Source organism: Variovorax sp. DAIF25 (genome assembly GCF_050711835.1).
GTDB lineage: Bacteria > Pseudomonadota > Gammaproteobacteria > Burkholderiales > Burkholderiaceae_C > Variovorax.
Map to the genome: position 1 here is coordinate 3,198,740 of NZ_CP136636.1, position 11,735 is coordinate 3,210,474.

The window sequence follows — 11,735 nt, forward strand, 5'->3', positions numbered from 1 at the left end:
GCTATCGAAGAGATAGCTGAGCCGACAATGCCCATGAGGGACGGAGACCTATCCAATGCATGACGACACCGTCCCCGACGAGGTCCAGCCGCGCAAGCGGCGAAAGGGCATCTACGTCCTGCCGAACCTGTTCACGCTGGCCGCGCTGTTCGGCGGCTTCTATTCGGTCGTGATGGCGATGAACGCGCGCTTCGACCTCGCCGCGCTGGGCGTCTTCGCGGCCATGGTGCTCGACAGCCTCGACGGCCGCGTGGCGCGCATGACCAACACGCAGAGCGCGTTCGGCGAGCAGATGGACTCGCTGTCCGACATGGTCTCGTTCGGCGCGGCGCCCGCGCTGATCGCCTACGAGTGGTCGCTCAAGGGACTGGGCCGCTGGGGCTGGATCGCGGCCTTCGTCTATTGCGCCTGCGCGGCGCTGCGGCTCGCGCGCTTCAACGTCAACACCGGCGTGGTCGACAAGCGCTGGTTCCAGGGCCTGCCGTCGCCCGCGGCGGCGGCGCTGGTGGCCGGCTTCATCTGGCTCATGACCGAATGGGGCAAGCGCGGCGGCGAGGTGCTGTACCTCTCGTGGACCCAGATCACCTGGATCACCTTCGCCTTCACGCTCTATGCGGGCCTCACGATGGTGACCAACGCGCCGTTCTACAGCTTCAAGGACGTGCAGATGAAGAAGAGCGTGCCCTTCGCCGTGATCGTGCTGATCGCGCTCGGCATCGCGGTCATCAACATCCATCCGCCGACGGTGCTGTTCGGCCTGTTCGTGGTCTACGGCCTGAGCGGCTACGTGGTCTATGCATGGCGCAAGGCCAAGGGGCAGCAGACCAGCGTGATCAGCACCTCGACCGAGGAACCCGACGAGCGCGGTTTGCACAACTGAGACAGGCATTGCGGCACCGTCTTCACAAAGTCTCGAAGCCTGTGCTAAATTCGCAACCCTCATGACGAAGATGATTTCGCTGCTGGCCCTACTAGCTCTCCCTCACGGGCGGAGACGGTAGCGCACGCGCAAATCCATCACCACGGCCCGTTCGCACCAGCAACGGGCCGTTTGTTTTTGGGGTTGCTGGTTGATCACCAACCATCACAGCAGAGAAATCGACATGTTGAAGCAACCTCAAGCCAAATACCGTGCGTTCGCGCCCATCGGTCTCAAGGACCGCACCTGGCCCGACGCCGTGCTGACCAAGGCGCCGATCTGGCTGTCGACCGATCTGCGTGACGGCAACCAGGCCCTGGTCGAGCCGATGGACATCACGCGCAAGATGCGTATGTTCGAGACCCTCGTGGCCATCGGCTTCAAGGAGATCGAGGTCGGCTTTCCCTCGGCGTCGCAGGTCGAGTTCGACTTCGTGCGCAAGCTCATCGAGGAAGACCGCATTCCCGACGATGTGACGATCCAGGTGCTGACGCAGGCGCGCGACCACCTGATCGCCCGCACCTTCGAGGCCTTGCAGGGCGCACCGCGCGCCATCGTCCATCTCTACAACGCCGTGGCGCCCGTGATGCGCCGCGTGGTGCTCGGCATGGACGAGGACGGCATCGTCGAGCTCGCCGCCTCGCATGCGCGCATGTTCAACGAGATGGCCGCGAAGCAGCCCAACACGCGCTGGACCTTCCAGTACTCGCCCGAGATGTTCTCGGGCACCGACCTCGCGTTCTCCAAGCGCGTGGTCGACGCGGTCACCGCGGTATGGGCGCCGACGCCCGAGCGCAAGTGCATCGTCAACCTGCCGTCGACGGTCGAGCACTCCACGCCGAACATCTTTGCCGACATGATCGAGTGGATGCACCGCAACCTCGAACGTCGCGATGCGATCGTGCTCTCGGTGCATCCGCACAACGACCGCGGCACCGGCACCGCCGCCGGCGAGTTCGCATTGATGGCCGGCGCCGACCGCATCGAAGGCTGCCTGTTCGGCAACGGCGAGCGCACCGGCAACCTCGACCTCGTCAACGTGGCGCTCAACCTCTACACGCAGGGCGTTTCGCCCGAACTCGACTTTTCGAACATCGACGAGATCCGCGCCACGGTCGAGCACTGCAACCAGATCCCCGTGCATCCGCGCCACCCCTACGTGGGCGACCTGGTCTACACCTCGTTCTCGGGCTCGCACCAGGACGCGATCAAGAAGGCCTTCTCGGCGCGCAAGGACGGCGACATCTGGGACATGCCCTATCTGCCGATCGATCCGAAGGACGTCGGCCGCAGCTACGAGGCCGTGATCCGCGTCAACAGCCAGTCGGGCAAGGGCGGCATCGCCTACCTGCTCGAGAGCGAGTACGGCATCGAGATGCCGCGCCGCCTGCAGATGGAATTCAGCCAGACGGTGCAGCGCGTGATGGACGTCGCGGGCAAGGAACTCACGGCCGCGGACCTCTGGCAGCTCTTCGTGCGCGAGTACGGCATCGAGTCGGTACAGGCGCTCCAGCACCGCGTGCTGCAGGAGGAGGGCAAGGACGGCGCCAACGCCTCGGTGCTTCTGCGCGGCGACCTGGCCTGGAACGGCGAGACCGTGGCCATCGAGGGCCGCGGCAACGGTCCCATCGATGCCTTCACGCACGCGCTGAGCGCCGCGACGGGCCATGCGGTGCGCGTCATCGACTACCACCAGCATGCGATCGGCGCCGGTGCCGACGCCAAGGCCGTGGCCTACCTGGAGCTGCGCGTGGACGAGTCGCGCACGCTGTTCGGCGTGGGCATCGACGAGGACACCATCGCCGCGTCGCTGAAGGCGATCGTCTCGGGCGTGGAGCGCGCCAGGGGCAACGGCGCGCACAGCGCACAATCGGAGACCGCGACCGTCTGAGCCTCGATCCGACCGAAGCGCCAGGTGGCCAGAAACGAAGGAGAACCACGATGACCGACCAACTCATAATTTTCGACACCACTTTGCGCGACGGCGAGCAGTCGCCCGGCGCCTCGATGACGCGCGACGAGAAGTTGCGCATCGCCAAGCAGCTCGAGCGGCTGCGGGTCGACGTCATCGAGGCCGGCTTCCCGGCCAGCTCGAACGGCGACTTCGAGGCGGTCAAGGCGATCGCCAACGCGATCAAGGAATCGACGGTGTGCGGCCTGTCGCGCGCCAACGACCGCGACATCGCGCGCGCCGCCGAGGCGCTGAAGGGCGCGGCGCGCGGCCGCATCCACACCTTCATCGCGACCTCGCCGCTGCACATGGAGAAGAAGCTGCGCATGTCGCCCGACGAGGTGTACGAGCAGGCCAGGCTCGCGGTGCGCTTCGCGCGCAACCAGGTGGGCGACGTGGAATTCAGTCCCGAGGACGGCTACCGCAGCGATCCCGACTTCCTGTGCCGCGTGATCGAGACCGTGATCGCGGAGGGCGCGACCACGATCAACGTGCCCGACACCGTGGGCTATGCGATCCCCGAGCTCTACGGCAATTTCATCAAGACCCTGCGCGAGCGCATTCCCAACAGCGACAAGGCGATCTGGTCGGTGCACTGCCACAACGACCTCGGCATGGCGGTGGCGAACTCGCTGGCCGGCGTGAAGATCGGCGGCGCGCGCCAGATCGAGTGCACCATCAACGGCCTCGGCGAGCGCGCGGGCAACTGCTCGCTCGAAGAGGTAGTGATGGCCGTGAAGACCCGCAAGGACTACTTCGGCCTCACGCTCAACATCGACACCCAGCACATCGTGGCCGCGAGCCGCATGGTCAGCCAGACCACCGGCTTCGTGGTGCAGCCCAACAAGGCGGTGGTGGGCGCCAATGCCTTCGCGCATGCCTCGGGCATCCACCAGGACGGCGTGCTCAAGGCGCGCGACACCTACGAGATCATGCGGGCCGAGGACGTGGGCTGGGCCGCCAACAAGATCGTGCTGGGCAAGCTCAGCGGCCGCAACGCCTTTAAGCAGCGGCTGCAGGAGCTGGGCGTGACCATGGAGAGCGAGGGCGAGATCAACGCCGCCTTCCTGCGCTTCAAGGAGCTGGCCGACCGCAAGTCCGAAATTTTCGACGAGGACATCCTCGCGCTTGTCAGCGCGGAGGAGGGTGCGAACGTTGGCGAACAGTTTGCTTTCGTTTCTCTCGCGCAGCACAGCGAAACCGGTGAACGCCCCCAGGCGAAGATCGTCTTCACCGTCCATGGCAAGGAAGTCACGGGCGAGTCGGACGGCAATGGCCCGGTCGATGCTTCCCTGAAGGCCATCGAGTCGCACGTCAAGAGCGGCGCCGAGATGGTGCTTTACTCGGTCAATGCCATCAGTGGCTCGACGGAAAGCCAGGGAGAAGTTACAGTCCGGTTACAAAACGCAGGGCGGGTGGTCAACGGCGTCGGGGCGGATCCCGACATCGTGGTGGCGTCAGCAAAGGCTTATTTGAGTGCGCTCAACAAGTTACAGAGCCAAGCTGAGAGAGTGGCGGCACAAGGTTAGGTTTTCGGGCGATCCTTGGTATTCGAATGAAGAAAAGGATGCAAGTAGCTGATATTGCGTGCCTTTTTTGATTTCGATACACTGCGGTCCTTATTCCTGCCGCTGGAGATTTTGTACATGCCCGAAGCCCGTCTCCACCGCGTTTCAAGCCTTCGCACCCTCGCCGTCGCGTTCTGCGCGACGGCTTTTTTGTTGTCCGGCGCCCAGGCCGCCAAGAAAGAGAAGGCGGCCCCTGCCAAGACGGCGGCCGTCTCGAAGAAAGCCCGCGGCGCTGCGCCGGTCGAGGTGAAGCGCAATGCCGCGTCGTCCAAGGTCGCCAAGCGTGGTGGCCGTGCCGAGCGCGACGACAAGGCCGACAAGGTGGTCCGTGGTGGTCGCAACGTGGTGGCCACCCTGCAAAAGAAGAACGGCAAGACCGTGGTGGCCGTGCAGCGCCGCTCGGTGGTCCGTGTCGAGGCGCCGCCGCGCCAGTCCTTCGGCCAGATGGCCGGCCTGCACACCACCGACGACGCGCTCGAACTCAAGTCGAGCGTCGCGCTGGTGGTCGACCAGGACACGCACGAGGTGCTGTTCAGCAAGAACGACCACGCCGTGCTGCCGATTGCCTCGCTCACCAAGCTCATGACGGGCCTGCTGATCAGCGAGGCCAAGCTGCCGAACGAAGAGCTCATCACCATCACCCAGGACGACGTCGACACCGAGAAGCGCAGCAGTTCGCGCCTGACGGTCGGCACCACGCTCACGCGCGGCGAACTGTTGCACCTGGCGCTGATGTCGAGCGAGAACCGCGCCGCCCACGCGCTGGGCCGCACCTATCCCGGTGGCCTGAGCACCTTCGTGAGCATCATGAATGCCAAGGCGCGCATGCTCGGGATGAAGGACACGCGCTACGTCGAGCCCACCGGGCTGTCGAGCCGCAACCAGTCGAGCGCGCAGGACCTGGCGCTGCTCGTGAACGCCGCCTACGCCGACGCCACCGTGCGTTCGCTGTCCACCTCGCCGGAATACCAGGTCGAGGTCGGCCGCCGCACCTTGCAGTTCAACACCACCAACCGCCTCGTGAAGAGCCCCGACTGGGACATCGGCGTGCAGAAGACCGGCTACATCTCCGAAGCCGGCCAGTGCCTGGTGATGCAGGCCCGGGTCGCGGGCCGCAAGCTGATCATGGTGTTCCTCGATTCGGCCGGCAAGTTCAGCCGCATCGCCGACGCCGAGCGCGTGCGCCGCTGGGTCGAAGCCACGCATGCCGTGCCGGGTTCGCCGGCCGCCTCGCGCGCCGTGGCGTACCAGATCGCGGGCTGAACGGGCCTGCCCAAAGACGAAAGCCGGCGGTTGCCGGCTTTTTTCATGGTGCGGGGGAAAGAGCTTCGCCCCCCGAGGGTCGCCGCAAGGGCCTGGAACGCGCCCAGGCGCGCTCAAGCCCCCACGGAGGGGGATGGGCCGCCCGGCGACCCCGAAGCGGCCGCCACGGCCCCGGCAGCGGGTGCCACGCCCTGCTTGAAGCCCAGCGCCTCCGAGATTTCGTTCGCCGTTGCCTGCAGCTTGGGCAGCCAGCCTTCGTCGAGCCGGTCGGCCGGTGCCGAGATCGACAGCCCCGCGACCAGCTTGCCCTGGTCGTCGTAGATGCCGGCGGCCATGCAGCGCACGCCCAGTTCCAGCTCCTCGTTGTCGCGCGCGATGCCGTACTGGCGCGCCTTCGACAGCTCGCGCTCGAGCGCCGGCAGCTGCGTGATGCTGTTGCGCGTGTGGCCGGCCAGCCCGGTGCGGGTGGCGTAGCTGCGCACCCGCTGCGGATCGTCCGCGGCCAGGAACAGCTTGCCGGTGGAAGTGAGGTGCAGCGCGGCGCGGCCGCCGATGGCGCGCACCACCTGCATGCCCGAGCGCTCGCTGTAGGAGCGCTCGATGTACACGATCTCGTCGCCCTGGCGCATGCTGAGGTTGACCGGCTGCTGCGTGAGCTTGTGCAGCTCGCGCATCGGGCCCAGCGCGGCGTCGCGCACGTTGAGCCGGCCCTTGACCAGGTTGCCGAGCTCCAGCAGGCGCATGCCGAGCCGGTAGCTGCCGGCCTCGGGACGGTCGACGAAGCGGCCGACCGCGAGGTCGTTGAGGATGCGGTGGGTGGTGGAGGGATGAAGCCCCGTCTTTTCGCTGATTTCCTTCAGGGAAATGGCTTCTTCGCGCGAGGCCAGCACGTCGATCAGCGCGAACATGCGTTCGATGACCTGGATGACGGGGGTGGCCGGAATGTCTGAATGGTTTTTTCTCATGGCGCTGTGCGGTGAAGACCGGGCGCCATTTTATCTTGTGAAATCGCTGGCGCGCTGCCAGCGGCCGTCGATCAGCAATTCGTGGGGCGCGAAGCGCGCCTTGTAGTTCATCTTCGGGCTGTGTTCGATCCAGTAGCCCAAGTAGACGTGGGGCAGGCCGAGCTTGCGCGCCTGCTCGATCTGCCAGAGCACGCTGTAGGTGCCGTAGGCCATGCCGTCCTCGGGCTCGTAGAAGGTGTAGACGGCCGAGATGCCGTCGTTGAGCACGTCGAGGATCGACACCATCTTGAGCGCGCCCGCGCTGCCGTCGGGCAGGGTCTCGCGGAACTCGACCAGCCGCGAGTTCACGCGGCTCTGCAGCAGGAACTGGGTGTACTGGTCGATGCTGTCGTGGTCCATGCCGCCGCCCGCGTGGCGGCCATTCTGGTAGCGCAGGTAGAGCTGGTAGTGCTCGGGCACGAAGCACAGCTTGAGCACGCGGGCCTGCAGGTCGGCGTGCTGCTTGGCGGCACGGCGCTGGCTGCGCGAGGCCGTGAAGGCATTGGCCAGCACCCGCAGCGGCACGCAGGCGCGGCAGCCGTCGCAGTACGGGCGGTAGGTGAACATGCCGCTGCGCCGGAAGCCGCTGAGCACCAGGTCCGAGTACGCGTCGTTGTGGATCAGGTGGCTGGGAGTGGCCACCTGCGAGCGGGCCTGGCGGTCCGGCAGGTAGCTGCAGGGGTAGGGCGCGGTCGCGTAGAACTGCAGCGTGTGGAGCGGGAGATCCTTGAGGTGCGTCACGTCGGGTGAGAGGGTCGCGCAGACAGGAGTTCGGACCAGTATACGGGCTCGAAACGCCAGGCGGGCCCCGTCGCTTCCCGAGCCCGGGCCACGTGTTCGACGAAGCGCGCGCGCGGCATTTCGTGCGCGCCCAGGCTCGCTAGGTGGGCCGTGTTCTGCTGGCAGTCGATCATCCGCACGCCGAAGCGCCGGCACAGGCACACCAGCGCCGCCAGCGCGGTCTTCGAGGCGTCGGGGCGGCGCGTGAACATCGACTCGCCGAACACCGCGCCGCCGATCGCCACGCAGTAGAGGCCGCCCGCGAGTTCGCCGTCGATCCAGGTCTCGACGCTGTGGGCATGGCCGGCCCGGTGCAATTCGGTATAGGCGGCGACCATGTCCGGCACGATCCAGGTGCCCGACTGGCCCGGGCGGGCCGAGCCCGAGCAGGCCCGGATGACGGCCCCGAAGTCGTGGTCGATGCGGATCTCGCAGCCCGGCGCCTGCGCGAAGCGCGCCAGCGTCTTGCGCAGCGAGCGGTGGAGCCGGAAATCGGCCACCTGCAGCACCATGCGCGGATCGGGGCTCCACCACAGGATCGGCTGGTCCTCGCTGAACCAGGGGAAGACGCAGCGGCCATAGGCGCGCAAGAGAGTATCGACGTCGAGCGAGCCGCCAGCGGCCAGCAGCCCGGGCACGGGATCGGCGATCCCCCACGCCGTCGAGGGGTCGGGCAGGGCATCGCCGGGTTCGAGCCAGGGCAGTTGTCGCATGGCCGTAGGTATACACGGCTTGCGGGGCGCATCTTCGTATCAGAGGCGAAAACCCAACGCCGGCTCCGCCGCGGGCCCCTCGGGCATGCCCCTTTCTGGTGCCCTCCCAATGCACTCGTCCAAAGGCGCACACGTTTGCTCCAGCTCACATATAGTGCGGAGCTTCCTTCGAAGAAGCACCCCATGACGGTCTCCGCGCGCCAGCGTTGTGCGCGGGCCCGGTACAAGAGGACCACGTTGACCACAGACCCCAATCCCATGCGTTTCGGCAGCGGCCAGGCCGTGCGCCGGCTCGAAGACCAGAGTCTTCTTTCAGGCGCCGGCCGCTACACGGACGATGTGTCCCTGCCGAGCCAGTCCCACCTGGTCTTCCTGCGTTCTCCCTACCCGTATGCGCGCATCGCCTCGGTCGACGCCTCGGCGGCGCTCGCGCTGCCGGGGGTGCTCGCCGTGATCACCGGCGCCGACCTGGCCGCGGCCGGCGTCAAGCCGATGCCCGGCGCCGCCGGCTTCAAGCGTGCCGACGGCGGCGACAGCGCCAGCCCCGCGCGCCATGCCATCGCGCACGAACGCGTGCGCTTCGTCGGCGAGGCCGTCGCCGTGGTGGTGGCCGAGACCGTGCAGCAGGCGCGCGACGCGGCCGAAGCCGTGATGGTCGAGTACGAGGAGCTGCCGATGGTGGTCGACCTCGCGGCCGCCACCGCCGAAGGCGCGCCGCAGCTGTGCGAGGAGGCCGGCGGCAACATCGCGGCCGAGATGCGCCACGGCAGCAGCGAGGCCGCCACGGCCGCCTTCGCCAAGGCCGCCCACGTGGTGGCGCTCGACGTGGTCAACCAGCGCGTGGTGGCGCTGACCATCGAGCCGCGCTCGGTGCTCGCCGCGCCTGACGCCGACACCGGCCGCCTCACGATCCGCATGAGCACCCAGATGCCCTCGGGCGTGCGCGACTCGATCTGCGCCGCCATCGGCCTGGCCAAGGACAAGGTCCGCGTGGTGGTCGGCGACGTCGGCGGCGGCTTCGGCATGAAGACCGGCGCCTATCCCGAGGACATCGCGGTGGCCTTCGCGGCGCTGCAGGTGAAGCGCCCCGTGAAATGGGTGGCCGACCGCAGCGAGGAATTCCTCTCGAGCGCCCATGGCCGCGACATCGAGGCCAAGGCCGAGCTCGCGCTCGACGCCAAGGGCCGCATCCTCGCGCTGCGCATCAAGACGCTGGCCAACGTCGGCGCCTATGCCACCGGCACCGGCGTCGCGATCCAGCTGCTGATCGGCCCCTGGGTGCAGACCAGCGTCTACGACATCCAGACCATCGACTTCCACTTCAAGGCGGTGCTCACCAACACCGCGCCCACCGGCGCCTACCGCGGCGCTGGCCGGCCCGAGGCGATCTTCACCATCGAGCGGCTGATGGACGAGGCCGCGCGCCAGACCGGCATCGACCGCATCGAGCTGCGCCGGCGCAACTTCATCCGCCCCGAGCAGATGCCGTACAAGAACCCGATGGCGCAGACCTACGACACCGGCAAGTTCGAGTCGGTGATGGACCAGGCGCTGGGCCTGGCCGACTGGAACGGATTCGAGGGCCGCGCCGCCGAATCGGCGCGCAACGGGCGCCACCGCGGCCTGGGCATCGCCACTTTTCTCGAATGGACCGGCGGCAACGTGTTCGAGGAGCGCGTCACCGTCTCGGTACAGGCCGACGGCGTGATCGAGGTGTTCTCGGCCGTCAATGCCATGGGGCAGGGCATCGCCACCTCGCTGGCGCAGCTCGCGGTCGACGCCTTCGGCGTGCCGATCGAGAAGGTGCGCGTGGTGCTCGGCGACACCGACCGCGGCGACGGCTTCGGCAGCGCCGGCTCGCGCTCGCTGTTCACCGGCGGCTCGGCCGTGCGCATCGGCGCCGAGCGCACCATCGACAAGGCGCGCGAACTCGCGGCCCAGGAATTCGAGGTGGCGATCGACGACGTGACCTACAGCCGCGGCGCCTTCGCCGTGATCGGCACCGACCTCGAGCTCGACCTGTTCACGCTGGCCGGCAAGCAGCCCGAGCGCGAGATCTTCGTCGACTCCACCAGCACCGTGGCCGGCCCGACCTGGCCCAACGGCTGCCACATCTGCGAGATCGAGATCGATCCGCCCACCGGCGAGATCAGCGTGGTGGCCTACAGCTCGGTCAACGACGTGGGCCGCGTGGTCAACCCGATGATCGTGCGCGGCCAGCTCGAGGGCGGCGCCGTGCAGGGCATCGGCCAGGCACTCTACGAGCAGGTGGTGTACGACCACGAGACCGGCCAGCCCGTCACCGGCAGCCTGATGGACTACGCCGCGCCGCGCGCCGATATCGTGAGCACCATGTTCCACATGGAGATGGACGAATCGACGCCCTGCAAGAACAACCCGCTGGGCGTGAAGGGCGTGGGCGAGCTGGGCACCATCGGTGCCACGCCGGCCATCGTCAATGCCGTGGCCGACGCCTTCGCGCGCAATGGCCTGGCCGCGCGCGCGCCGCGCCTGCACATGCCGCTGAGCCCTTCGCGCGTGTGGCAGGCGATGCAGACGGTCGACTGAGGACCCGCCGCACGGCCGGTACTGCGGGAGAACCACCATGCTCGTGGTCACCGAACTGCAGACCGAGCCGATCCGGGTCTCGAGCTACCGCTGCGACGCGGGCCCCGATGCCCCGCCTTTCGCCGAGATGCACGAGGGCCATTCGGTCTCGTACGTGCGCAAGGGCAGCTTCGGCTACCGCGCGCGCGGCCATGCCTACGAGCTCGTGGCCGGCTCGGTGCTCGTCGGCGCGCCGGGCGACGAGTACGTCTGCACCCACGACCACCATGTCTGCGGCGACGAGTGCCTGGCCTTCCACCTCTCGCCGGGCTTCGTCGAGCTGATCGGTGGCGGGCGCGGTACCTGGCAGGCCGGCGGCCTGCCGCCGCTGTCCGGGCTGATGGTGCTCGGCGAACTCGCGCAGGCCGCGGTCGAGGGCCGCAGCGACCTCGGCCTCGACGAGGTCGGCATGCAGTTCGCCCATCGCTTCGTCGACCTCGTGGAAGGGCGCGATGCGCCGCGGCCCGGAGCGGCCCCCGCGCGCGACCGGCGCCGCGCCGTCGATGCCGCGATGTGGATCGCCGAGGGTTCGCACGAAGACATCGGCCTCGAGCAGGCCGCGGCCGAGGCCGGGCTCAGCGCCTTCCATTTCCTGCGCCTGTTCTCCCAGGTGCTGGGCGTGACGCCGCACCAGTACCTCGTGCGCTCGCGCCTGCGCCACGCGGCGCGCCTGCTCGCCGACGGCGACCGTCCCGTGACCGAGATCGCGCTCGACGTGGGCTTTGCCGACCTCAGCAATTTCGTGCGCACCTTCCGGCGCGCCGCCGGTGTCTCGCCGGGCGACTTCCGCCGTGCCGCGCGCGGCGACCGCAAGATTCTCCAAGACCGCCTCGCGGCCTTGCTCGACGATGAGCGCCTGATCCATTCATCGACCAGGAAGCCATCGCCATGCATCACGCCATCGAACTGACAGTCCCGGCCTGCGCAGGC

Annotated in this window: 9 protein-coding genes; 6 read left to right on the forward strand and 3 right to left on the reverse strand. The window is 67.9% G+C overall.

Annotation, left to right across the window (positions count from 1 at the left end; all coding sequences use genetic code 11):
- The first annotated feature begins 55 nt into the window (after positions 1–55).
- From pssA to R0232_RS14820, 4 genes are all read left to right on the forward strand, one after another.
- The gene (gene pssA, locus R0232_RS14805; RefSeq protein ID WP_057592484.1) at positions 56–880 is read left to right on the forward strand and encodes a CDP-diacylglycerol--serine O-phosphatidyltransferase; all 825 of its coding nucleotides are present in this window, start codon (positions 56–58) and stop codon (positions 878–880) included.
- A gap of 223 nt (positions 881–1,103) precedes the next feature.
- A complete protein-coding gene (leuA, locus tag R0232_RS14810) occupies positions 1,104–2,810 on the forward strand; it encodes a 2-isopropylmalate synthase (protein ID WP_431512566.1) in 1,707 nt (568 codons plus the stop codon).
- A gap of 50 nt (positions 2,811–2,860) precedes the next feature.
- Entirely contained in the window at positions 2,861–4,399 is a 1,539-nt protein-coding gene (locus R0232_RS14815; RefSeq protein WP_208511884.1) for a 2-isopropylmalate synthase, read from the forward strand.
- Positions 4,400–4,516: 117 nt separating this feature from the next.
- On the forward strand, positions 4,517–5,701 hold the full coding sequence (locus R0232_RS14820) for a serine hydrolase (protein ID WP_093341415.1): 1,185 nt from the start codon (positions 4,517–4,519) through the stop codon (positions 5,699–5,701).
- A 113-nt stretch (positions 5,702–5,814) separates the two neighbouring features.
- Here the strand turns inward: R0232_RS14820 and R0232_RS14825 are convergent, their stop codons facing one another.
- From R0232_RS14825 to aat, 3 genes are read right to left on the reverse strand one after another with little or no spacing between them, the layout of a single operon-like run.
- Positions 5,815–6,666 carry an IclR family transcriptional regulator gene (locus R0232_RS14825; protein ID WP_093341417.1) on the reverse strand — a complete coding sequence of 284 codons (852 nt, stop codon included), beginning with the start codon at positions 6,664–6,666 and terminating at the stop codon, positions 5,815–5,817.
- Positions 6,667–6,696: 30 nt separating this feature from the next.
- A complete protein-coding gene (locus tag R0232_RS14830) occupies positions 6,697–7,446 on the reverse strand; it encodes an arginyltransferase (protein WP_431512567.1) in 750 nt (249 codons plus the stop codon).
- Positions 7,443–8,198 carry a leucyl/phenylalanyl-tRNA--protein transferase gene (aat, locus tag R0232_RS14835; RefSeq protein WP_208511886.1) on the reverse strand — a complete coding sequence of 252 codons (756 nt, stop codon included), beginning with the start codon at positions 8,196–8,198 and terminating at the stop codon, positions 7,443–7,445. Before aat ends, R0232_RS14830 begins: the two co-directional genes overlap by 4 nt.
- A 237-nt stretch (positions 8,199–8,435) precedes the next feature.
- Here aat and R0232_RS14840 point away from each other — a divergent pair, with 237 nt between their 5' ends.
- Both R0232_RS14840 and R0232_RS14845 read left to right on the forward strand, forming a co-directional pair.
- On the forward strand, positions 8,436–10,766 hold the full coding sequence (locus R0232_RS14840) for a xanthine dehydrogenase family protein molybdopterin-binding subunit (RefSeq protein WP_431512568.1): 2,331 nt from the start codon (positions 8,436–8,438) through the stop codon (positions 10,764–10,766).
- Between the two features lie 37 nt (positions 10,767–10,803).
- Entirely contained in the window at positions 10,804–11,715 is a 912-nt protein-coding gene (locus tag R0232_RS14845; protein ID WP_431512569.1) for a helix-turn-helix transcriptional regulator, read from the forward strand.
- Positions 11,716–11,735: the final 20 nt, after the last annotated feature.